General features: G+C 68.8%; 23 protein-coding genes and 1 pseudogene. 10 read left to right on the forward strand and 14 right to left on the reverse strand.

What is annotated here, in order from left to right; genetic code table 11:
* The first annotated feature begins 436 nt into the window (after window positions 1–436).
* From ABD357_RS07820 to ABD357_RS07850, 7 genes are read left to right on the forward strand one after another with little or no spacing between them, the layout of a single operon-like run.
* Entirely contained in the window at window positions 437–1,546 is a 1,110-nt protein-coding gene (locus tag ABD357_RS07820; protein WP_344388512.1) for an amino acid ABC transporter substrate-binding protein, read from the forward strand.
* Window positions 1,547–1,553: 7 nt separating this feature from the next.
* Entirely contained in the window at window positions 1,554–2,441 is an 888-nt protein-coding gene (locus tag ABD357_RS07825) for a branched-chain amino acid ABC transporter permease (RefSeq protein WP_189322697.1), read from the forward strand.
* Between the two features lie 22 nt (window positions 2,442–2,463).
* Window positions 2,464–3,558, forward strand: coding sequence for a branched-chain amino acid ABC transporter permease (locus tag ABD357_RS07830; protein WP_344388514.1), 1,095 nt, complete (start codon window positions 2,464–2,466; stop codon window positions 3,556–3,558).
* Complete coding sequence (locus ABD357_RS07835; protein WP_344388515.1) at window positions 3,533–4,300, forward strand: ABC transporter ATP-binding protein; 768 nt, start codon at window positions 3,533–3,535, stop codon at window positions 4,298–4,300. Before ABD357_RS07830 ends, ABD357_RS07835 begins: the two co-directional genes overlap by 26 nt.
* Window positions 4,290–5,069: an ABC transporter ATP-binding protein gene (locus ABD357_RS07840; RefSeq protein WP_344388516.1), complete on the forward strand. Its 780-nt coding sequence runs from the start codon at window positions 4,290–4,292 to the stop codon at window positions 5,067–5,069. The genes ABD357_RS07835 and ABD357_RS07840 overlap by 11 nt, the downstream gene beginning before the upstream one ends.
* 37 nt (window positions 5,070–5,106) lie before the next feature.
* A complete protein-coding gene (locus ABD357_RS07845) occupies window positions 5,107–6,069 on the forward strand; it encodes a hypothetical protein (RefSeq protein WP_344388517.1) in 963 nt (320 codons plus the stop codon).
* A gap of 22 nt (window positions 6,070–6,091) precedes the next feature.
* Window positions 6,092–8,185, forward strand: coding sequence for a PQQ-dependent sugar dehydrogenase (locus ABD357_RS07850; RefSeq protein WP_344388518.1), 2,094 nt, complete (start codon window positions 6,092–6,094; stop codon window positions 8,183–8,185).
* Window positions 8,186–8,226: 41 nt separating this feature from the next.
* On the opposite strand, the gene ABD357_RS07855 is transcribed toward ABD357_RS07850, so the two are convergent.
* The 5 genes from ABD357_RS07855 to ABD357_RS07875 all read right to left on the reverse strand — a co-directional run bounded on the left by ABD357_RS07855 (window position 8,227) and on the right by ABD357_RS07875 (window position 11,805).
* Complete coding sequence (locus tag ABD357_RS07855) at window positions 8,227–9,774, reverse strand: MFS transporter (RefSeq protein WP_344388519.1); 1,548 nt, start codon at window positions 9,772–9,774, stop codon at window positions 8,227–8,229.
* A gap of 138 nt (window positions 9,775–9,912) precedes the next feature.
* A complete protein-coding gene (locus ABD357_RS07860; RefSeq protein ID WP_344388520.1) occupies window positions 9,913–10,296 on the reverse strand; it encodes a hypothetical protein in 384 nt (127 codons plus the stop codon).
* A complete protein-coding gene (locus ABD357_RS07865) occupies window positions 10,284–10,568 on the reverse strand; it encodes a hypothetical protein (RefSeq protein ID WP_344388521.1) in 285 nt (94 codons plus the stop codon). Before ABD357_RS07865 ends, ABD357_RS07860 begins: the two co-directional genes overlap by 13 nt.
* A 107-nt stretch (window positions 10,569–10,675) precedes the next feature.
* Window positions 10,676–11,437 (reverse strand): PP2C family protein-serine/threonine phosphatase, encoded by a 762-nt coding sequence (locus ABD357_RS07870; protein WP_344388522.1) that lies wholly within the window; start codon window positions 11,435–11,437, stop codon window positions 10,676–10,678.
* 47 nt (window positions 11,438–11,484) lie between these two features.
* Entirely contained in the window at window positions 11,485–11,805 is a 321-nt protein-coding gene (locus ABD357_RS07875) for a GYD domain-containing protein (protein WP_344388523.1), read from the reverse strand.
* A gap of 156 nt (window positions 11,806–11,961) precedes the next feature.
* Here ABD357_RS07875 and ABD357_RS07880 point away from each other — a divergent pair, with 156 nt between their 5' ends.
* Window positions 11,962–13,284 carry a hypothetical protein gene (locus ABD357_RS07880; RefSeq protein WP_344388524.1) on the forward strand — a complete coding sequence of 441 codons (1,323 nt, stop codon included), beginning with the start codon at window positions 11,962–11,964 and terminating at the stop codon, window positions 13,282–13,284.
* 76 nt (window positions 13,285–13,360) lie between these two features.
* Here ABD357_RS07880 and ABD357_RS07885 read toward each other — a convergent pair whose 3' ends face one another.
* Window positions 13,361–13,795 carry a VOC family protein gene (locus ABD357_RS07885; RefSeq protein ID WP_344388525.1) on the reverse strand — a complete coding sequence of 145 codons (435 nt, stop codon included), beginning with the start codon at window positions 13,793–13,795 and terminating at the stop codon, window positions 13,361–13,363.
* A gap of 162 nt (window positions 13,796–13,957) precedes the next feature.
* Here ABD357_RS07885 and ABD357_RS07890 point away from each other — a divergent pair.
* Window positions 13,958–14,179: pseudogene (locus tag ABD357_RS07890) on the forward strand (translocation protein TolB); the annotation flags it as partial.
* Between the two features lie 51 nt (window positions 14,180–14,230).
* Here the strand turns inward: ABD357_RS07890 and ABD357_RS07895 are convergent.
* Window positions 14,231–15,013 carry a dienelactone hydrolase family protein gene (locus ABD357_RS07895; RefSeq protein WP_344388527.1) on the reverse strand — a complete coding sequence of 261 codons (783 nt, stop codon included), beginning with the start codon at window positions 15,011–15,013 and terminating at the stop codon, window positions 14,231–14,233.
* A gap of 270 nt (window positions 15,014–15,283) precedes the next feature.
* On the opposite strand from ABD357_RS07895, the gene ABD357_RS07900 reads away from it, so the two are divergent.
* On the forward strand, window positions 15,284–16,627 hold the full coding sequence (locus ABD357_RS07900; protein WP_344388528.1) for an ABC transporter ATP-binding protein: 1,344 nt from the start codon (window positions 15,284–15,286) through the stop codon (window positions 16,625–16,627).
* Between the two features lie 69 nt (window positions 16,628–16,696).
* On the opposite strand, the gene ABD357_RS07905 is transcribed toward ABD357_RS07900, so the two are convergent.
* The 7 genes from ABD357_RS07905 to ABD357_RS07935 all read right to left on the reverse strand — a co-directional run bounded on the left by ABD357_RS07905 (window position 16,697) and on the right by ABD357_RS07935 (window position 22,618).
* A complete protein-coding gene (locus ABD357_RS07905; protein WP_344388529.1) occupies window positions 16,697–17,737 on the reverse strand; it encodes an MBL fold metallo-hydrolase in 1,041 nt (346 codons plus the stop codon).
* Window positions 17,738–17,816: 79 nt separating this feature from the next.
* Complete coding sequence (locus ABD357_RS07910; RefSeq protein ID WP_344388530.1) at window positions 17,817–19,343, reverse strand: class I adenylate-forming enzyme family protein; 1,527 nt, start codon at window positions 19,341–19,343, stop codon at window positions 17,817–17,819.
* A gap of 91 nt (window positions 19,344–19,434) precedes the next feature.
* A complete protein-coding gene (locus ABD357_RS07915) occupies window positions 19,435–19,755 on the reverse strand; it encodes an EthD family reductase (RefSeq protein ID WP_344388531.1) in 321 nt (106 codons plus the stop codon).
* A gap of 51 nt (window positions 19,756–19,806) precedes the next feature.
* Complete coding sequence (locus tag ABD357_RS07920) at window positions 19,807–20,184, reverse strand: hypothetical protein (RefSeq protein ID WP_344388532.1); 378 nt, start codon at window positions 20,182–20,184, stop codon at window positions 19,807–19,809.
* On the reverse strand, window positions 20,181–20,561 hold the full coding sequence (locus tag ABD357_RS07925; RefSeq protein WP_344388533.1) for a nuclear transport factor 2 family protein: 381 nt from the start codon (window positions 20,559–20,561) through the stop codon (window positions 20,181–20,183). Before ABD357_RS07925 ends, ABD357_RS07920 begins: the two co-directional genes overlap by 4 nt.
* 200 nt (window positions 20,562–20,761) lie before the next feature.
* Window positions 20,762–21,385, reverse strand: a complete 624-nt coding sequence (locus tag ABD357_RS07930) for a TetR/AcrR family transcriptional regulator (protein WP_344388535.1) — start codon at window positions 21,383–21,385, stop codon at window positions 20,762–20,764.
* An 84-nt stretch (window positions 21,386–21,469) separates the two neighbouring features.
* Window positions 21,470–22,618, reverse strand: coding sequence for an acetyl-CoA C-acetyltransferase (locus ABD357_RS07935; RefSeq protein WP_344388537.1), 1,149 nt, complete (start codon window positions 22,616–22,618; stop codon window positions 21,470–21,472).
* Window positions 22,619–22,645 lie beyond the last annotated feature (27 nt).

Genomic DNA, 22,645 nt, shown 5'->3' on the forward strand with positions numbered 1-22,645 from the left:
ACAACACCGTGGACCAGCGCGCCGGGGAACGCAACAACTCCACACGAAACCGGCCCAGTTGCGGTCGGCGATCGAGATCCTGAAGCCGTACTCACGACTCGTGCGTTGCCTCTGTCCTGGGAGTGGCCGCCCCCTTCGACGCACTCACGGACAGCACGCCCGCCAACGCCACACGAAGGACAACTGATACGTGCACGACTGTTGTCCAGACCGGTGGGACACGGCTTACATAGTATGAAAGCTCCCCCGAAAGCGCTTTCGTGCACCACGGATTCCGGCCAGCCCATGCGGGTGTCCAGCCGATGAGGGGTGTCCATCGATGAGACCAACACGCCGTCTACAAGGGAGAATCGCCGCAGGCACACTCACCCTGGCGATCGCCGCCAGCGGCTGCGCCGGTGGTTCCGGTTCCGGAGATTCATCCGATGACTCTATCGTGATCGGTGTCTCCTTACCCCTCACCGGTGACTTCTCCGAACCCGGCAAGGGCGTCGAACGCGGCTACAAGGCCTGGGCCAAGATCGTCAACGACAAGGGCGGGCTCCTCGGCCGCAAGGTCGAGTTGAAGATCCTCGACGACCAGTCGAATGCCGACCGCGTCGTCTCCGACTACGAGCAGCTGATCGGCCGGGACGAAGTCGACCTGGTCTTCGGCCCCTTCTCCACCCGGCTCGTCGTCCCCTCCGCCCGCGTTGCCGAGGAGTACGGCATGCTCTTCGTCGAACCGGCGGGAGCCGCGCCGGAGGTCTTCGACCAGGGCTTCAAGAACCTCTTCTACGCCGCGCCTGCCGTCGCCAACGACCACTACAACCACCTGGCCGACTACATCCTCGCGCTGCCGGCCAACGAGCGTCCCAAGACGGTTGCGTACGCCGCCATGGACGACCCCTTCGCCCAGGGAACCGCGTACGGACTCAAGGAGAAGCTGGAGAAGGGCGGCATCAAGACCGTCGTCGACGAGGTCTATCCGCCCAACACCACCGATTTCGGCAGCATCGCGGCCAAGATCGCCGACTCGAAGGCGGACATGGTGGTGGGCGGTTCGCAGTACCAGGACGGCGTCAATCTGATCGTCGCCCTCCAACAGCTCAACTACCAGCCGAAGATGGCCGCCTTCTCCACCGCGCCCACCGAACCGGAGTTCGCGAAGGCCATCGGCAACAAGACCGAGGGCATCCTCGCGCCCACCGGTTACACACAGAAGGCCGACTATCCGAGCAACAAGGAGTTCGTCGAGAAGTACACGAAGCAGTTCGGCAAGGCCCCGGAGGAGGACGAGGCCAACGCCTACACCACAGGACAGGTGGTCGCGGCGGCCGTCGAGGCCGCCGACTGTGCCTCCCAGGACCCCGAATGCCAGAGCAAGTTGGTCGACTGGCTGCGCGGCAACGAGGTGGAGACCGTCGTCGGACCGCTGAAGTGGGACGACAAGGGCCGCCCGCAGAGCGCGCACATGATCCAGCAGTGGGTCGACGGTGAGATCCAGATCGTGCTCCCGGAGGCACAGAAGGAAGCCGATCTGATCCACCCCAAGCCGGCGTGGTGAGGCCGGCGTGCCCTCCGCGAGCCTCGTCTTCCAGAGCGTCGTCCTGGGCGTGCTGCTGGGAGGGCTCTACGCCCTCCTCGCGGCAGGCCTGACCCTCTACTTCGGCGTCATGCGCGTCGTGATGATCGCCCACTCCGCATTCCTGATCCTCGCCGCCTATCTCGCCTGGTACGCCCACCGGGAGACCGGGATCGATCCGCTGCTCACCCTGGTCGTCACCGTGCCGCTGTTCTTCGCGGCGGGCGTCGCCATGCAGCGGCTGCTGCTCACCCGGCTCCGCCCCGCGACCCTCACCATGATGTCGGTGCTGCTCACCTTCTCGGTCGCCCTGACCATCGAAGGCCTCCTCGGGTACGCCTTCAGCGGCACCCAGCGCCGGATCCGGCTCGGCTACAGCTCGGCCGGCTTCGAGTTCCTGGGGGCGAGAATCGCGGCGGTCAAGCTGATCGCCTTCGGTATGGCCGCGCTCGCCCTGCTGGGGCTCTATGTGCTGATGAAGCACAGCCGGTTCGGCCAGGCGCTGCGCGCCACCATCCAGCACCGGGAAGCCGCCCAGCTGCTCGGCATCGACACCGACCGGATCGCCGGCTACGGCTTCGGGCTCGGCCTCGCCACGGCGGCCGTCGGCGGCACGGCACTCGCCCTCGACACCACCATCTACCCGTCACTGCACTGGCATTGGATCGGCCCACTGATGGCCATCATCGTCGTCGGCGGACTCGGCAGCGTGCCAGGAGCCGCCATCGCCGCCATGACACTGGGCATGCTGCAGAGCCTGCTCCAACTGGAGCTCTCCACCACCTGGGCGCAGACCGTCTTCTACGTCGCGCTCTTCGCCACCCTGGCCTTCCGGCCCCAGGGATTCTTCGGGGGGCGGCTTGCGCAGAGGTTCTGAAACCCCGTTCCGGGCGGGCAGGTTGCGTACGAGCACACTGCTGCACGTCGGCGCCCTGCTGGCCGCCGTCGCGGTCGCCCTGTCCTTCCCGTCGATGGCCCCGAGCCCGTACGAGATCACCGTGGGCATCGCCATCCTCAACTACGCGGTGCTGTCCACCTCCTGGAACTTCGTCGGCGGCTTCACCGGCTACATCTCGCTCGGGCACGGTGCCTTCGCCGGACTCGGCGCCTACGGGACGGGATTGCTGGTCACGAAGGCCGAACTCCCGCCGTTCGCCGCGCTGTTCGTGGCAGCCGCACTGGTGGGCGCGCTCGCCGTGCCGGTCGGCTATGCCGCCCTGCGCGTGCGCGGCGCCTCGTTCGTCATCGTCTCCATCGCCCTCGTCCTCATCCTGCTGCTGGTCTTCCAGAGCTGGGCCTCCTTCACCGGCGGCTCCCGGGGACTGGTCGTACCGCGGCCGTTCCCGGGCATGCTGCGCTCCGAGCACCACCGGACCTTCTACTTCCTGTTCGCCGCGCTGCTCGCGGTGGCCCTGCTGACCTGGTGGATCATCGACCGTTCGCGGTTCGGCATGGGTCTGAAGGCGATCCGTGAGGACGAGGACAAAGCGCAGTCCCTCGGCACGCCTACCTTCACATACAAGCTCGTGGTCTTCGTGGTCTCCGCCGCCTTCACCTCGCTGGCCGGCGGGCTCTACGCACTCTGGTTCGGCGATCTCGACCCGGTCTTCCAGTTCTCCATTCTCAGCGGGGCGTACATGGTGCTGATGGCGCTGATGGGAGGCGTACGCCATCTGTACGGGCCGTTGCTCGGCGCTGTGATCGTCGGGTACGCCCTGGAGTACTCCAAGGTCGAGTACGGCGACACTCCTCTGCATCTGGTCGTGGCGGGGCTGCTGCTGGGCGTCGTCGTGATGTTCATGCCGGACGGGGTCCTCCCGGCCGGCAGCGCGCTGTTTGGCCGGTTCCGCAAGGCCGATGAGACCTCCATTCGCGAGGTGACCGCCGCCGAGCTGAAGGAGCGGCACGGAAACCAGCGCGACGGAAACGACGGAAGCGACGCAACGGACGGTTCGGAGGTGAGGGACAGTGAGCGAAGCGGAAGCGGCGGCTGAGCCGGGGATTCGGCCGAGTCTGGCAACCGTCGGCCTCAGCAAGGCCTTCGGCGGTGTCACCGCGCTCGACTCCGCCGCCGTGACCTTCCACCACGGCAAGGTCAACGCCCTGATCGGTCCCAACGGCTCCGGCAAGACCACCTTCTTCAACTGCGTCACCGGGATGATCCGCGCGGATGCCGGCCGTACCACCTACCGCGGGCGCGACATCACCGGAAAGCCTCCGCACCGGATCGCCCGCGCCGGCATCGGACGTTCCTTTCAACTGTGCCGCGTCTTCCCGCGGATGACCGTGCTCGACAACCTGCTCGCCGCCGTACAGCCGTCCACCCTCGCGGGGCAGCTCGCCCGCGCGGGCCGGAGGGAGGAGACCGAGCGGGCCCGTGGCTGGCTGTCGCGGATGGGCATCGAGCACCTGGAGCGGGCCGAGGCACGCCAACTCTCGTGGGGGCAGCAGAAGTTGCTGGAACTCGCGGGTGTGCTGATGAGCGAGCCCGAACTGATCCTCTTGGACGAGCCGGCGGGCGGGGTCAACCCGGCGCTCATCGACCGCATCTGCGACCTGGTGCGCGAACTCAACGCCGAGGGACGCACCTTCCTGATCGTCGAGCACAACATGGACCTGGTCATGAGTCTCAGCGACCACGTCGTCGTGTTCGACCGCGGCAGGCCGATAGCCGAGGGCCCGCCCTCCGTGATCCAGTCCGACGAACGAGTCCTCGGGGCATACCTTGGCGTCTGACACTGACCCTGCATCTCCTGACTCTGCACTCCCTGACTCCCCGTTCCTTCTCGAACTCGACGACATACGGGCCGGATACGGCCGGGCGGCCCTCGTGCTGCGCGGGCTGACCGTCCAGGTCCCCGCCGGGGCGATCGTCTGTCTGGTCGGGCCGAACGGAGCGGGAAAGTCCACCGTCCTGAAGGTCGCCAGCGGACTCCTCGCCCCGCGCTCGGGCCGGGTTCTCGTCGACGGCCAGGACCTCACCGGCCATGGACCTCAGCGGATGCTGGCCGCCGGAGTCGCCCACGTGCTCCAAGGACACAGCGTGTTCCGGGAGATGACGGTCGCCGAGAACGTACTGCTCGGCGGCTACACCCTCCGGGACAAGCAACTCATCGCCGAGCGGGTGAAGTTCGTACGGGACCTCTTCCCGGTCGTCGGGGAGCGGTGGACGAGCCTGGCCGGGCTGCTCTCCGGAGGCCAGCAGAAGCAGGTGGAGTTCGCGCGTTCGCTGATGGTCAAGCCCCGGGTGGTGCTGCTCGACGAACCGTCGATGGGGCTCGACCCCAAGGCGACCGGCGTCGTCTTCGAGCAGATCGTACGGATGCGGGATGCGGGCACCGCTGTCCTGCTCGTCGAACAGAACGCGCGGCGCGCCCTGGAGGCCGCCGACACCGGCTGCGTCCTCGACCTCGGCCGGGTCCATGTCTCGGGCCCTGCACGGGAGTTGCTCGCCGATCCGCAACTGGGCGAGCTCTATCTCGGAGGCCGGCCCGCACGCCGCTGACACGCCTCGTAGACACGCCTCGCAAAGGAGCGAGTGGATGTTCACGCAACGCAGGCGGAACACGGCGGTGGCTCTCGCCGGCTTCCTGACGGCCCTGACCGCACTGGCCGCGGCACCTGCCGAAGCCGGGGCGGACCGCGGTGCCGTACACCCTTCTCTGCGCCCGCACTTGGCGGCGTACTACGACTTCGAGCACCCGGTGCGCGGCAACCCGGCGAGGGAGCGGGACCAGGGTTTCTCGCGCACCGACATCGACCTGGTGGGCGGCGGTGCGGCGATGCGCACGCGGGACGGGGCGCACCGGGGCAGCCGGACCTCGCTCCAGGTGCGGCAGGTGAATCCGGAGGCGGCCGGCAACGACGACTGGAAGGCGGGCGTGTACGGGGCCTCGGGCGTGCCGAGCCTGCGGGCCTTCAACGCCGCCAAGGGGATCACCGTCATGGGCTGGTTCAAGGCGACCGGTCCGAACCCGGGCCGGAACAGCAACACCGCCTCCCCGGACGACTACTACAACGCCGTCGGCCTGGCAGGCGTACTGTCCGGGGACTCCGACGGCCACGCGGTCCGCGGGCTGCTGGAGATCATCGAGGTGAACGGCGAACTGCGGCTGGTCGCCCTCGGCCGGCGCATCGACGGGGCGAGCTCCCAGACCTTCGCCGCGTCCGGGGACTGGCGGACCCTGCTGCCGGACGGTGAGTGGGTGTTCCTCGCCGCCACATTCGACTTCGACACCGGAGCCATGGCACTCTACCGCAACGGGCAGCGGCTGGACGGTTTCTACACCGTCCCCGGCGACCCCTGGGACCTCTCGGGACCCGGACCGCACCGGGCCTCACCGACCGATCCCCGGGGCATCAAGATCGGCGGGAGCTTTCCGCAGAACACCGGTGAACGCAATCCCTGCGACTGCCGCATGGACAGCTTGATGTTCCTCAACCGTGCCGTGGACGGCGACCGGATACGGGCTCAGTACCACCTGTCGGACTCCGGTCGGCGCTGAGCGCACCAAAGGAGTGATACCGATGACCACATCCCCCGGCGCCAGACCGAGAACCCTCGTACTGGCCCCTCTCCTCGTCCTCTCCCTACTGCTGTCGGCCCTCGTCATCCTGCCCGGCACGGCGCACGCCGCGGCCGAACCCATCACCGACCCCATCCCCGAGCGGCCCGCCACCTCCGGTATCGGGCTGACCGTCGAGGAGTACGCCTCCTTCCCGAAGACCGAGCCGCCGCCCGGCCCGGTCACCGATCCACGGCTGGTACGGCACGCCCGTATCAACTACTTGAGCGAACTCCCCGACGGTTCGGGCCGGAAGGCCGTCCCCGACCTCAACGGCAAGCTGTATCTCGTCGAGGACAGCGGCAGCCCGCAGGTCTATCTCGACATCGCCGCCACCTTCTCCCCCGCCTTCTTCGCCAGCCAGGGCCTCGGCCAGGGCTTCGGGTTCGTCACCTTCGACCCGGGCTTCAAGCGCAACGGCCGCTTCTACACCGTCCACACCGAACTGGCCTCCGCCACCGCCGCCGTACCCGACTTCCGGCAGCAGGCGACGACCAACTACCACGGCATCATCACCGAGTGGACCGCCAAAGACCCCTCGGCCGACACCTTCCAGGGCAGCCGCCGCGAGGTCCTGCGCATCGGCTTCGCGGGCCGGATCCACGGCATCCAGCAGATCGACTTCGACCCCAACGCCCGGTCCCACAGTCCCGATCAGGGGCTCCTCTATGTCGCCGTCGGCGACGGCGGCCAAGGTTTCAGGAACACCGAGCCGCAGGACCTCTCCCTCCCCCACGGCAAGATCCTGCGCATCGACCCACGCGGCACGAACAGCGCCAACGGCAAGTACGGCATCCCGGCCCGGAACCCGTTCACCCGCACCCCCGGCGCACTGGGCGAGATCTACGCGTACGGCATGCGCGACCCGCACCGCTTCAGCTGGGACACCGGTGGCAGCCGGCGCATGTACCTCGGTCACATCGGACAGCACGCCGTCGAATCCGTCTACGAGGTGCGCGCGGGCGACAACTTCGGCTGGAGCGAACGCGAAGGCGCGTTCGTCTTCGACAAGACGGCCGCCGATCCCTGCGACCAGATGCTCCCGCTCCCCGAGGACGACGAGAAGTACGCCTACACCTATCCCGTCGCCGCCTACGACCACGACCCGCCCGCCGACTGGAACTGCACCTCCGACGTGGGCCGCGCCATCGTGGGCGGCTTCGTCTACCGCGGCCACGACCTGCCCGAGCTGCGCGGCAAGTACGTCTTCGGGGACATCGTCGACGGCCGTCTGCTCTTCGCCGACGCCTTGGACATGCGGCGCGGGGAGAAGGAACTGGCCCAGCTCTACGACCTGATGCTGTACGACGCGAGCGGCAAGCGCGTCACCATGCGGGACCTGGCCGGGGACACCCGGGTCGACCTGCGCTTCGGGCAGGACGCGGACGGCGAGCTGTATCTGCTCTCCAAAGCCAACGGCAAGATCTGGAAGGTCACCGGGACCCGGATGTTCGCCTCCTGCCATACGGGGGGCTCCACGCTCAGCCATGTCATGGCCGGACGGAACTGGGCTCCTGTCACCCCGTCGAAGTGGCGGTTCCCGGGCCACGAGGCCGTCCTCGCCGAGCCCGGGGTCCAGCGGCCCGGCCCGCGCCGCCCCTTCGAGTACGCCGTACTGACCGCGGGCCCGGCGGCTCTGGGCTCCGTACGGATCGACGCAGAGGTCCGGATCGACACTCCCGTCGAGATCACCAACCGGGACGTGATCATCGTCTTCGACTACCAGTCGGACACGAAGTTCTCCTACGCCCATCTGTCGACGGACAACACCATCTATCCGCACAACGGCATCTTCGTGGTCGACGACGCCGACCGGCTCCGGATCGAGGACCAGTGGAACGGCAGGACGGGCGCCCCACCGGCCATCACCGACAGCGACTGGCACAAGGTGCGGGTGGTGCGCTGTGCCAGCAGCGGTGAGATCGCGGTCTACGTCGACGGCTCGAAACGTCCGCTGATGACCGCTGTCGACAACACGCTCGCCTCCGGCAGGGTGGGCTTCGGATCGTTCGACAACATCGGGCGACTGCGCGGCCTGAAGGTCTCGTACCGCTGACCCTCGTACCGCTGAATGTCCCACCCTGAAGGGCCTCGGTCTCAGACCGGACCGAGGCCCTTCCCGCCCAGGCGTTCCAGGTCGGAGGGGCGGACCTGGATGACCACGACGGCGATCAGTGCGGCGAGCACGGCGAAGATCGCCGCCATGATGAAGGCAGCCGAGGCACCGGCGGTGAGGACCTCGTCGGCCCAGGGCGGCGGGAGGTCCCCGGTGCGCTCGAACCGCAGGCGTTCGGCCGGGGTCGCCTGCTCCAGGAACCGAGGAACCTGCTTGTCCGCCTCGTTCCCGCTGGCCGTGCCGAACATCGTGACCAGGATGGACAGGCCGAGCGAGCCGCCGACCTGCTGGGTGGCATTGAGGAGTCCGGAGGCGGCGCCGGTCTCGTGCGTGGGGACGTTGGAGAGCGCCATGAGCGTGAGCGAGACGAACTCCATGCCCATCCCCAGGCTGAAGACCAGGATCGGGCCGAGGACGCTGCCCGCGTAGGTGGAGTGGACGTCGGTCTGGGTCAGCCACGCAAGGCCGGTCGCCGCCAGGATCCCGCCCACGACCATGAAGGGCTTGGGGCCGTATCTGGGCAGGAACCGTGAGGCCAGCCCGGCGCCGATCGCGATGACCGCGCTGACCGGCAGGAAGGCGAGACCGGTCTGCAGCGGGCTGAAGTCCAGCACGTTCTGTGTGAAGAGCGTGAGGAAGAAGAACATGCCGAAGATCGCGGCGGCCAGGCACAGCATCATGCCGTAGGTGCCCGCGCGGTTACGGTCGGCGAACATGTGCAGGGGCGTGATCGGCTGTCTGGACTGCCTCTCGATCAGGATGAACACCGTGAGGATGACGACGGCCGCCGCGAACGAGGCGATCGTGAGCCCGTCCCGCCAGCCGTCCTGCGCGGCCCTGATGAATCCGTAGACCAGCAGCACCATACCCACGGTGGACGTCAGCGCACCGACGATGTCGAAGTGGCCGGGGTGGCGTTCGGACTCCCTGATCCAGCGGGGTATGGCGAGGGCGATGAGCAGCCCGATGGGGACGTTGACGAAGAGCACCCACCGCCAGTTCAGCCACTCGACGAGGACTCCGCCCGCGAGCAGGCCGATGGCTCCGCCGCCTGCCGAGACCGCGGCGAACACCCCGAAGGCCCGGTTGCGTTCGGGGCCTTCGCGGAAGGTCGTACTGACCAGGGACAGGGCGGTCGGGGACGCGATGGCACCGCCGACGCCCTGGAGGGCGCGCGCGGCGAGGAGTTGGCCGGCGTTCTGGGCGAGCCCGCCGAGCAGCGAGGCGAGCACGAAGAGCAGCACGCCGAAGATGAAGACGCGCCGCCGGCCGAGGATGTCACCGGTCCGGCCGCCGAGCAGCAGCAGCCCGCCGAAGGTGAGGGTGTACGCGTTGACCACCCAGGACAGGCTGGTGGTGGAGAACTCCAGAGAGCGCTGAATGTGCGGCAGCGCGATGTTCACGATGGTGATGTCCAGGACCACCATCAGCTGACAGGACGCGATGACCAGCAGAGCCATCGCGTTTCCGCCACCGCCGGTTTCCTTGGTGGCCTGCGCTGAAGGGGCCGGCTGCGGGCTGCTGGTCATGGCGTGTCGCACCCCCGGAGGTCGAACCCTCGCGAGGGATCAGCGAGCGGTTCCGTCCACTCCTGCTTCCACCGTTCGACGGTACGCCCGTCGCGGGGGCCTCACCACTCGATCAGCGGTAGGAGACAGCGGCTTCCGTCACGGTGCCGAGCATTCCGGGTCGTCGACGATCACCGCGTTCGCGGGAATGATCACGACGTCGTCCTTGTCCTCCGCCTGCTCGAACTTTGTGGTGGCGTAGCCCCGCTTGCCGTCCCCGACACACTTCGTGGCGAGGTTTCCGAAGCCGTCCGGGAAGTTGTAGACCTCCGCCGCGCTGTCCTCGCCCGCCCTTCCCTTCACCGGGGCGTCGCCCTTCCCCCGCTCGTCGTCGTGCGCCTGCGAACAGCCGGTGAGCAGGACGGCAAGCAGCAGCGCACCGCAGGTGGCGACGCCCGCTTGCGCCGGCCGTCGACGGCGCTGACAACGCCTCAGGCGGCGCTTCCCCGACTGCGGCCCTGCCGTCATGTTCAGCCCGCGCATGATTTGTCCTCGACGATCTGGACGTTCGACGGAGCGCCGGCGTTCGTCGTGACATACGCGCGGAAGCCGTGCCCCACGCACTTGGTGGCGAGATTCCCGAAGCCGTCCGGCATGTTGTACACCTCGGCCGGACTGTCGTCACCCTTGCTGCCCTGCACCGGGGCGTCGCCCATGCCCCGCTTGTCGTCGTACTCCTGAGAACAGCCCACAAGAAGGCTTCCCGCAGTCAGCGCCAGGGCCGCAGCCCAGACCGATGCTCGTACACGCCTCATCAGAAGTCCCCCGTACCGGCAAATCGGATGGTGTCTGCGAAGACAGCGCGGTGGCTTGGTCCGGTTCCCCTGTTGGTCTGTGGGTCTCCGCGTGGTCTCCGAGAGCGTTATGCGTGGAACGGCTGATCGTCCGAGATGCGTACGAGGGCGAGCGTGATGTTGTCGGGGCCGCCTGCCTCGATGGCGGCCTTCCACAGCTCAAAGACGGCACGGGCGTCGTCGTGCTCCCGCAACAGGCCGTCGAGGACGTTGTCCGGCAGTGGGTCGGTCAGGCCGTCGGTGCAGATGAGATACCGGTCGCCGGGCGCCAGGCGCGAGGTCGTCAGGTGAGGGGTGACTTCGCGGTACCTCAGGGCGCCGCCGAGCGACTGCGTCAGCCGGGAGGTGGTGCGCTGCCCCGGTTCGAGCGGCGGGTTGTCGTCCACGCTCACCTGGCGCAGTCCGTCCTGCGGGGCGGCGAAGACCCGGCTGTCGCCCACGTTGAACGCCAGCAGCGATTCGGGCATCACGACCACACCTGCGACGGTTGTGCCCATGGTGGCGAGATCGTCGCGGTGGACGCCTGCCGCTTCGTAGATCTCACGATTGCACGTGCGCAGCGCATCACGGACGGCGTCCTCGCTGCTCAGGACAGGGCCTGTCACCGCGAGCCGGTGGGTGACGAGAGCACTCGCCACCTCTCCCCCGGGATGCCCGCCCATGCCGTCGGCGACCGCGACGACCAGAGGCGTACCGAGCGGGAACACCAGCGTCTGCGGATTTTCGGTCACGGTACAGGGCAACGTCCACGGGCCGACGACAAGGCTGTCCTCGTTCCGGACGCGGATCAGCCCGGGATGGCTCAACGCGCTCACAACGACGTGCGGCACCGCATGCCACCGCCTTCATTGGCCATAGCCGTTCGAGGAGCGGTGCGTCACGCACCAGGCGCGCGGTAGTCCACCTTCTGACGGACCGCATCGTCGATCTCGTCGGGCGACAGCAGGACGACCGTGCTCGTGCGTACGCCACCGGCCGCCGACGTGATCAGGCCCATGGCCGCGGCAGAGGTGTTGCTGGGCAGGTCCACGGTGACGTAGGCGTCTTCGTCGCCGAAGGCCCAGTACATCGACTCGACCCGGCCACCGAGGCTCTGGACCATGCGATCGACGACCTCGCGGCGTGCAGTACCGCCCTCCTTGAGCAGTCCGTGCAGTCCATCCACGGTCAACTTGACCTTGAAGAGGTATTTCGACATCGGATCGGCCTTTCACCCAGGGAATTACGCTTCCTCCCCACCTTCCTTGCGTGGTGCGCCCCCGTCGCGAGCAGGGCCGCCATACGGCTTACTGCCGCCCGGCCGAGGCTCCTGCTGCCGTGGCCCTCGTCACGCCGATGGACTTAGGGTTCTTGTGTGAAGGCCTTCGCGCGGGCAGAGCTGCGGCGCGACCTGGCCGGTGTCGTGTACGTGCCTGCCGCGCAGGACCCCGACCGGCTCGGAGCGGCGCTGCACGCCGAGGGCGCGCTCGTCGCGCTGAAGGTGCGGTACGGCGGATCCGACCCGGAGCGTGCTCCCTGGCTCGTTGCCGCGCACCCTTTTCCGCTCGGGCCGGATCTGACACGGCAGCTCGAGCGGCTGGGGGCGGCCGTCTTCGCGCTGTGCGACACGGCGCAGGACCTGTACGCGGAGGGGGATCCACACGTCCGGGCCGCTCTGGACATCGGTGTGCCCGAGGATCTGCGCGGTCGCGACCTGGACCGCCGCATCGAGTTGTTCCGGCTCGATGTCGTCGTGAGCCAGAGCGTGCCGCAGGTGACGGAGATCGAGGAGGCCTTCGGCAACGTCGGAAAGATGCACGCCTTCGAGCGAGCGTACGGCGTGGGTGCCGGCGAACTGTTCCGGGCCTTCCACCGGCGCGGGATCGAGCGGATCTGGATGGACGACCAGTACCCGACGTACCGGCCGGAGAACGAACTCGCCGCCTGCCGGATGCGGGAGCAGTTCGGCCGCCCCGTGGAGGTGGAGTTCTTCTCCCGCTTCCGTGACGACGGGCGCAGCGGCTGGCGCTTCTGCTACGTCAAAGAGCTGCGGCAGTACGGGGAGCGACTCCGCCGGGAGATCTTCGCGGCGGCGGACCGGCTGATCAACCCTCTCTTCCACGGCTTCGGCACCAAAGCCCTGCTCTCGCTGGTCTGGGACCCTGCCCTGGAGTCCGCGATCGCCGGGCGGCTCGGTGCGCAGACCATGACCGTGCTCCGCACCTGCGTCCCTCGGTCGCTGGTGCTGCCGGCCAGGCCCGACCCGGCGCTTGTGGAGCAGCTCAAGGCGTGTGGCCGCGAGAAAGTGCTGAAGGTGATCGACTCCGACGCCTCGGAGTTCACCTGGGGAAGCCGGGGCGTCTTCTTCGGCGACCACTCGGCCGGCCGCTGGCGCAGCGCGCTGGACGCGGCCGCCGCCGGCCAGGTCCCGGGTCGCCCCGAGGCCACCGGCTCCCGTTTCGTGATCAGTGACCTGGTCGACAGCGACCGGTTCGACGTGGAGTTCCTCCACCCCCGGAGCAGGCAGCTGTGCCTGCTGCCGAGGGCGCGTATCCGCCTGACCCCGATCTACGCCCGAGAGGGGCGCGGCAGCGAACTCCTGGGTGGCCACGCCACGTTCGTCAACACCAGCCGCAAGGTCCACGTGGGCCACCATGCCGTCTGCACGCCTTTCGTCCCCTCCTTCACGCAGGCCTGACGCCGCCGACACCGCGTCGTGCGGGCGCGGTCCGTCACTGACCGCGCCCGCACGATGTCATCCAGCCGTGCGGCGGTCAGCCGCCGACGGCTCCCGGCACCTCTTCCGTGACGCCGTTCAGCTCAGAGGACGGATCAGTGCCGTACGGGCGGGTGATGACCTCCAGGCCGTGTCCGGCCGGATCCGGGAAGTACACGCCCCGCCCGCCGTCGTTGCGGTTGATCCGGCGCGGGTACCTGCCGTGCGGGTCGGCCTGGATCGGAACCTCGGCGGCCACGAGGCGCCCGAGCACCTGGTCGAACTCCTCCTCGGAGACGAGGAACGCGTAGTGCTGCACGGGGATGTCGATGTCGACGGTCGCGAAGTCCAGCGTGACGCCGTTGGCGGTCGTCACCGGCAGGAACATCCCGGCCGGCTCACCGACCGCAAGGCCCAGGAGCTCGGCGAGGAAATGAGCGGACTTCTCCCGGTCACGGGTGAGAACGATGGTGTGGTTGAACTCGACTGACACTGGTCAATGCCTCCACAGGCATCTCCGCGGCACCTCCATGCCTCACCCGACCGGTGACCGACACGCGATGCCGCGGCAGGGATCGTAGGCACCCTTCTCCGGCCACGTCGAGCGGTTTTCGTCATCTGCCCACCGGTTGGCCAGGAAGAGTTGGTCCAACGCGTCGCCGAGGACGGCGGCAACATGGAGATCTGCATCATCACCCCCGATGACATCGTGGCCCCCTTCCTGCGCATCGCCGGCCAGTCCGGCTCGGAGATCTGCGGCCCGGCCTTCTCGCCCGACGGAAAACGGCTGTACTTCTCCAGCCAGAGCGGTACGAGCGGCAGCTCCTCCGGGGGTATCACCTACGAGCTGACCGGTCCGTTCCGTACCACCGCCTGATCGCAGGTCTGTGACGGTTGGGGCGGCCTGCAGAAGGTACCGCCTCAACCGTCACGGGCCTGTCCCTGAGCGACGTCCGCTCTCCAAGTGGGATACGAACCAGTGCCGAGCCGCAGTGGCAATATCCTCAAGGGCACCTGGCTCATGGAACAGATGCGTTGCACCGCGCACGACGTGGATCTGGCTCGGCGCGCTGAGCTTTCCGGCAGCTTCCTGGTTGATTCGCACGTCCGTCTCGTCGCCGCCGACCACGAACAGCACCGGGGCCTGGACGCGCTGCAGCAAGTCGTACGTCAGGTCGGGACGCCCGCCTCGGATGACCACTGCCGAGACGCGTTGGGGCCGCTCGGCAGCCGCCAGCAGGGCCGATGTATCGGCACCGAACAGACACAACGGGACATGGGCGGTCTCCGGCCGCTGCTCCAGCCAGTCGATGGCAGCCACCAGCCGCTGGGCCAGGAACGGGATGTCGAAGAGATGCCGGGCCGAGCGTGCGTCTTCCCGCTTCTCCAGTTCGGTGAGGAGATCAAGGAGAAGTGTGCCCATTCCTGCCCGGTGGAACGTATCGGCGAGCGCGCGGTCGCGCGAACTGCCCCGGGAGCTGCTACTGCCTTCGGTGATGACCACCACCGACCGCACCGGGCCGGGGACGACCAGATCGCCAGCGAGCGGGGCCCCGCTTGCGGGCACCAATACCAAGTCGGAGATCATCTGCTTCCTCCCAACGTGATACTCGTTGGGCTCTTGGTCTCCCGGGTACCCAGGGAGAGATCGGGTACGCGCCGCCGCACTCCCAGCAGGCGCTTCCCACATCCGCCGGACGATCTTGCTCATCCCAGCTCCGTGACTCTGGCGCCCTCCACGCCCGCGGCCCATGCCCCCCGGTGCGTGCCGGACCGCGGGCTGAATCAGTCAGTCCGCTTTCTCAGCTGCCGGGACGGGACCATTCGATCCCGGCAGGGTCTTCCCCCCGACGTGTGCGGTCCGTTAATTTCCGTGACTCAAGTCGCGTGCGATTCCCGTGACTCAAAGGTCCCGTGCGACCCGCCCGGGACCTCCGACAGCGAAGCATCAGCGCTCAGCAAGCCCTCGGGGGCATCTGCCATGACACGCGCCATCTCTCTGCGCCACGTGAGCAAGGCCTATACGCGGGGCGTCCGCGTGGTGGACCGGCTCTCGCTCGACATCGCGCCCGGCGAATTCCTCGTGCTGCTCGGGCCGTCCGGCTGCGGCAAGTCCACCGTGCTCAGGATGATCGCCGGCCTCGAGGAGATCACCGAGGGCGATCTGCTGCTCGACGGCGAGCACGCCAACGATCTGCAGCCATCGGAGCGGGAGATGGCGATGGTGTTCCAGAACTTCGCTCTCTACCCGAACATGACCAGCCGCGGCAACATCGGCTTCCCGCTGCGCATCGAGAGCCCCGGTGAGGACCGCGGCCCCCGCGTGGACGCGACGGCCCGCATGCTCGGCATCGAGGACCTCCTCGACCGCTACCCCCGCCAGCTCTCCGGCGGCGAGCGCCAGCGCGTGGCCATGGGCCGGGCCATAGTGCGCCAGCCCACCGCCTTCCTCATGGACGAACCGCTGTCCAACCTCGACGCCAAGCTCCGCAACCACCTGCGGGCCGAGATCTCCACGCTGACCCGGCAGCTCGGCGTCACGACGGTGTACGTCACTCACGACCAGGCCGAGGCCATGTCGCTCGGCGACCGGGTCGCCGTACTGCGCGGCGGCGTGCTCCAGCAGGTGGGCTCCCCGCGCTCGGTGTACGCGCTGCCCCGGAACGTCTTCGTCGCCGCCTTCATCGGCACGCCGCGCATCAACCTGCTGCGCGGCCTGGTCCGTGCCCCGATCGACGGCGCGATGTCCATCAACCTGGGCCGCCAATACCTGCGCCTGCCCGAACCTCTGTCCCTGGACCACCAGTTGCTGCGCGTCCAGCAGGGCCGCGAGGTCATCGTCGGGCTGCGCTCTGAGGCGATCCGCATCGCCAAGCCCGCCGCCGCACGTCCCGGAGAGGTGCCCATCAGCGGCCTGGTCGAGCACATGGAGTTCCAGGGGCACGAGGTCCTCGTCCACTTCAACACCGGCTCCCAGCCCGCCGTCGTGCCGGACCTGGAGGCCCCTTACCCCGCCCGCGCCATCCGTCGCCGCCGCCGTGAGGGCACGGTCCTGGACCGCCTCCGGGAGCGCGCGGGCGCCCGGCGCGCCGGCCCGGTCGTGGTCCTGGACGACCCGCACGACGCGCAGCCCGACCAGCCGGCACCGACAGCGCAGGAGAGCCGCCTCCCCGGTGACCTGGTGGTCCGCACCACCCCCGACATCGAACTCCGCCTCGGCATGCAGATCCCCCTGCTCGTCGACCTCGCCCACCTCTTCGTCTTCGACCAGCACGGCGACCGCATCAGCCCGTCCGCGGCGCGGCTGCCGGACCTGGACGAGTGATCTCCTGAGTGAGTTCCAGGGCGTGACACGCCTGTGCCCTTGGTGCCGGAACCGCACAGGCCCGTGGTGTCATCGCACGCGCCTGTACTGGTTCACGCCGCCCACGAACGCCACCGTCGCCCGCCCCCGCAGCACGAGGACATCCAGGTGCGCCGCCGTCTCGTTGACCGCGAGCATCTGATTGAAGGCGCTGAGCTCGCCGAACGGTACCGCCCGGCGCGTCCAGCCGAGCTTGCGCGCCGCCGCGTGGGCGTCGAGCGTGTCCTCGCCCAGCGCCGTCAGGCTCTTGGCCAGCCTGTCGTCATGGTGGTCGAGCAGTTCGGCGACCCGGGTGTGCGCGCTGTCGGAGACCGGCCCGTGCGCGGGCAGCAGTCGGGCGTCGGCGTAACGGTTCATCAGCCGTAGCGAGTCCAGATAGTCGGCGAGCGGCCGGCCGCCCGGCTCGGCCAGCTCGAAACCGATGGACGGGGTGATGTGCGGCAGGACGTGGTCCCCGGAGAACAGCAGCTCCCGCTGCTCGTCCAGGAAGACGACATGTCCCTTGGTGTGTCCCGGAGTTGGTACGACATGCAGTTCGCGCTCGCCGAAGCGGAGCGTCTCGGCGGCGAGCCAGCGGTCGGGGGCCTCCCACACACTCGGGTCGTAACCACCGTGGTCCATCGCCTGGATACGGTCGGCGAGTTCGCCGGCGCCTGCCCTGCGCAGGGTCTCCAGTGAACCGGCGGGTTCGTCGCTGCGCAGTCGGTCGAGCATCTCCAGGCCCGGGCGTTCACCGGCGCCGAGGTAGACGCGCGAGCCCAGCAGCCGGCGCAGTTCCACCGCGTTCGTGTAATGGTCGCGGTGAATGTGGGTGACGAGGATGTGGCTGATGTCGCCGAGGTCGCGGCCGATGGCGGCCAGCGCCTCCTCCAGCGCCTTGCGCGCCTCGGGGATCGCCCAGCCGCCGTCGATCATGACGATGCCGCCGTCGTCGGCCAGGTCTTCCAGCAGGTAGACATTGACGGCGTGCAGGCCGTCGTTGGGAAGCGGCAGAGGAACGCGGTGCACCCCGGGCTGTACGGTCTGGACCCCGGCTGTGGCCCACGGGCCCTGGTCGAACCGCGTTGTCATGATCCTCCTTGGTTGATACACCGCCGTGGATGACCCCGGATGGCGTCGTGGCGGCGCAGTTCACGAATGAGTTGCCTCGTCAGACCTGGTCAGTCCGGTCGCCCTGATCGGACGTACGGGCGTGCAGTCTGACCGCAAGGTCCCGGGCTCCGCCCCGGTCGAGCTTTCCCACCTTGGTCTGGGGCAGTTCCTCGACGCCGTACACGAATTCGGGCCACTTCGTCTTGGACAGGCCGACACCCTCCAGGTGCCCGGTCACCTCGGCCAGGTCGATGCCTCCTCCGTTCTCGGTGACGACGAGCAGCGCCACGCGTTCGCCGAGGACGTCGTCGGGAACCGCCGCGACACAGGCCCTGGCCACGCGCGGGTAACTGGCGACCGCGCGCTCTATCTCGGTGATGTCGATGTTGCGTCCGCCTCGGATGATGATGTCCTTCTCGCGGCCCATGATGCTGATGGTGCCGTCCTCATGGGTCATCAGCAGGTCGCCGGTGGGCAGGTAGCCGTCGTCCGTCAGCGCCGGCGGATCGACCCTGCCGTCGCGGGCGTAGCCGAGGAAGAGGGAAGGGCCGCGCACCTGCGCCCGTCCGGTCACGCCCGGCCCGGCCACCCACCCGTCAGGGGTGAGCGCGCGCACGTCCGTCCCCGGGAAGGGCCGGCCGTCCCTGCCGAGCCGGATCTCCTCGGGTTCGTCGGGGCTCGGCGAGGTGTGGCCGAGGCACTCGGACATGCCGAAGACGCGAAGGATCTTCGTGCCCAGGGACTGTTCGGCCCGGGCCAGGGCTCCGCGGTCCATGGGTCCGCCGCCGACGGTGATCGACCGGACACCGCGAAGGATGCCGGAGCCGGCCGCCTCGGCGCCCATCTGCAGCGCCATGGTCGGTACGCACATGGTCCAGCGGACGTCGGCCTCGGCCATCCTCCGCAGTACGACGGCCCGGTCCCACTTCCCCGTCATGACGAGTGGCCCGCGCAGCAGGAGGGAGAGGTAGACGCCGAAGCAGTACGCCGCCGTCGACGACAGCGGCACGATCGCGGCGACGGCGTCGCCGGGCGACAGGCCGTTGACGGTCATGGTGCTCGTGGCGGCATAGCGCAGGGCCTGCTCGGACTGGACGACGCCTTTGGGCCGCCCGGTCGACCCTGAGGTGAGGCCGATCAGGACACCGCCCGACCACCGCGACACCTCGCGCTCACCGGGAGCAGACAGGCACTGCCAGCCGTCGAGCACCGGCTGCGCCGGGCCCGGCAGCCGTTCGGTCACCGCCCACTCCTCCATCGCCGAGGGCTCGGCGACGACGGCGTCCGGGCGGATGTCCTCCCAGGCCGCGGTGAACTCGGCGTGTGTGGTGTGCCGATTGACCACCGCGATCACCCCGCCGCTCAGGCCCACGGCGAGGGTGGCGGCGACAGTACGCCATGAGTTGTCCGCCTGGACCAGGACCGTGCCGCCCGCTCCGCCGGCCGTGCCGGTGGACAGGGCCCCGGCCAGCCGTGTGGCCTCGTCGAGCAACTGCCGGGCCGTATGGCTGCCCGTGTCATCGATGACGGCAACGAAGTCGGCCTCGTCCGCCCTCTCTTGGAACTCCCGCACTACCTGTCGCATCTCGTCCCTCGCTGCGCTGTGCCGAACTCCGTCTACTGAACGCTGCGGTGCCTGCTGTGCCGGTGGACCGGGACCGGTCGGTCCAGGCGCCTCAGGCGGCGAACATCTCCGCCTCGTGCCCCATCACCGCGATGCGGCGGCCCTTCATGTCACCGACCTGTGCGACGGCCTCCGCCCACTCGGGGCTCGCGAGGGCCTTCTTCAGGTCCTCCGGGGAGTCGAAGCTGAGCACGGAGATCCCGTCCCAGCCTTCGGAACGCGGCTCCAGAGCGGCGTCGACTTCGGTGTGCCGCCACGCGCGCAGTCCGGGCAGGCGGTAGGTCAGCTCGGCGTGGTCTCCGCGCCACCACTCGATGAACCGCTCGTGCGTCCACTCCGGAGGCCGAGCTGCCAACAGGACGAGGTTGTACATGACGGTCCTCCGTACATGGTCAGTCGTACGTGGTCGGTCGGACGCACGCGGTCAGGTGAAGCGGATCTCGGACGAGCGTCCGATCAGCAGGCGCTGCAGCCGGCCCTCTCCGTTCACCCGCCCGGCGGCGACAAAACTCGCCTCAGGGACACCTGCGCGTCGCACCTCTCCCAGGAAGAGCTCGTCCTGGCCGAGCGTGGTCGCCGACAGCCGGTGGTGGGTGCGGGTGCCCCGCTCGCGCTGTTCGAGGTAGCCCACGAGGGCGGCGCGGTCCCCGGCGAAGTCGGTGGCGTTGCCGTCGCCGGTGGAGAAGAGGATGGACAGCGAGAAGTCGTCGCTGATCAGATCGAGGATCCGGGACGGCTCGTCCCCATCGAGGATCTCGAACCAGGCGGTGAGGAAGGGGGCCGCGGTCGAGGTGTCGGTCATGTCCGGCTCCTCTCGCTCGCGGCCTGCCCGGACCAGTCGACGAGCTCGAAGGAAGTGGTGAAGAAGGACTGGTAGCGCGCCAGGAGTCCGCCGGGCGATACGACCGCGGCTGAGAGGAAGGAGCCGCAGTACCGCCCGCCCTCCGTCACCACTCCGTAGACGGTTTCTACGTCGCCGTCCCGGCTGTAACGCAGGATCTCGTGCGCCCGGTCCACGGGATTGCGGCCCGCGATGTACGCGGCGAAGTCCTCCCTGGACTTGCCGATGACCTCCTTGCCCGGCAGGGCGATGAGGAAGCGGAAATCGGGTTCGAGCAGGTCCAGCGTCCGCTCCGGATGCCGGCTGTCCATGCTGGCCATGTAGTCACGCAACGCCATAGGAACCCTCTTCAGATCAACCTGAGCCAAGTTCAATTCAGTTTGGATGGTAATCCCGTGGAAACAGGCCTGGCAATAGTGCGTCACGAAGCTTCCGCGGCGGTAGCGCGGTGCCGGAAGCGGGCACGACAAAGCCCCCTGACGGATGTCCACCAGGGGGCAGGAAAGCCGACTGGAGAAGCCGACAGCCGCTCAGGGCATCAGGTGGCGACCATCCGCACGCAGGCGCCCTCGATGAGTTCGCTGACCTCCGACAGCGGCGTCGGCCCCGACGGCCGGTACCACCGCCAGACGCTCACGATCAGGCCGAGCACGCTCGCGCCCAGCAGTTGCGCGTCCCGCAGCGGGAACGCGCCCTGGGACATGCCCCGTACCAGCAGGTTCGTCCAGTCCCGCTCGACGAGCTGGACCAGTTGGCGGGCCGCGACGCGCTCCGCCTCCTCCCGCTTGGACTTGCGCGGGCCCGAGAGCAGGTCCATGTGGTTCTGCAGAATGCGCATCTGCAGAACCTCGTGGTCCGAGACGTCGTACGCCGCCCGTACGGCCGACCGGAGCGCCTCGACCGGATCCGCGGCGTCCGCGGTCGCCTCCGTGAACTTGTCGTGGGAACGCTGGAGTTCCAGCCGCATGATGGTGAGCAGACAGTGGGTCTTGGACTCGAAGTAGTGGTACAACGCGGTCTGCCCGATGCCGACCCGCTCCGCCACGGTGGACCACTTGGTGGCCTCGAAGCCGGTCTCGCCGAAGCAGTCGACGGCGGCCGCCAGAATGGCGGCGCGCTTGGACCTGGGTCCCGCTTCCGGTTCTACGATCTTTGTCCCCATGATCTGCCTGTCTCCTGGCTGCCGCCCACCTGGTCCGTACCCGAGAGTAGCCCCAAGCTGAACTCAGTTGCCAATCGACTTCGGTCAAAGGCGCTCGAGTACGGTGGCGTTGGCCATGCCGCCGCCCTCGCACATCGTCTGCAGACCATGGCGTCCGCCGGTCCTGCGCAGCTGGTGGACGAGCGTGGTCATGAGCCGGGCACCGGTGGCGCCGAGCGGATGCCCGAGCGCGATGGCCCCGCCGAAGGCGTTGACCCGCTCCGGGGCGGCGCCGAGCTCCTTCTGCCAGGCGAGGACGACGGAGGCGAAAGCCTCGTTGATCTCGACCAGATCGATCTCGCCGATCGACAGCCCGGCCTCGTCCAGGACCTTCTCGGTGGCGGGAATCGGACCCGTGAGCATGTGGATCGGATCGGAGCCGACCACGGCCATGGTGTGCACGCGCGCGAGCGGGGTCAGACCGTGACGGCGCACCGCCTCCTCGGAGGCGATCAGCAGGGCGGCCGCACCGTCGGAGATCTGGCTGGAGACGGCGGCGGTCAGCCGGCCGTCCTCGGTGAGGGTCTTCAGGCCGGCCATTTTCTCGAGGGTGGTGTCGGCGCGCGGGCCCTCGTCGGCGGTGAGCCCGAAGGCCGGGGTGATCTCGTCGTCGAAGGCGCCGTCGGCCTGGGCGGCGAGGGCCCGCTGGTGGCTGGTGAGCGCGAACCGCTCCATGTCCGTACGCGAGATGCCCCACTTCTCGGCGATCAGCTCGGCCCCGCGGAACTGCGAGACCTCCTGGTCCCCGAAGCGCTCGCGCCAGCCGTTCCCCGCGAACGGGCTGCCCATGCCGGCCTGTTCGCCGACGTACATCGGGCTGGCGATGGGCACCAGGCTCATCACCTCCACACCACCGGCGACCACCAGGTCGGCGGCGCCGGAGCCGACCGCCTGGGCGGCGAAGTGAACGGCCTGCTGGGAAGAACCGCACTGGCGGTCGATGGTCGTGCCGGGGACGTGCTGCGGCAGCCCCGCCGACAGCCAGGCGGTGCGTGCGATGTTCCCGGTCTGTGCGCCGAGCTGGCTGACGCACCCGAAGTACACGTCGTCGACGGCGCCCGGGTCGGCACCGGTGCGTTCCAGCAGGGCGCGCAGCACATGTGCGCCGAGGTCGGCGGGGTGCACGCCGCTGAGCGTGCCCTTGCGGCGGCCGACGGGGGTGCGGACGGCTCCGACGATGAATGCTTCCGACACGGTGGGCTCCAGGGGGTTTCGGGTACG

The organism is Streptomyces vastus (assembly GCF_039532825.1).
In the GTDB taxonomy this organism is placed as follows: Bacteria; Actinomycetota; Actinomycetes; order Streptomycetales; family Streptomycetaceae; genus Streptomyces; species Streptomyces vastus.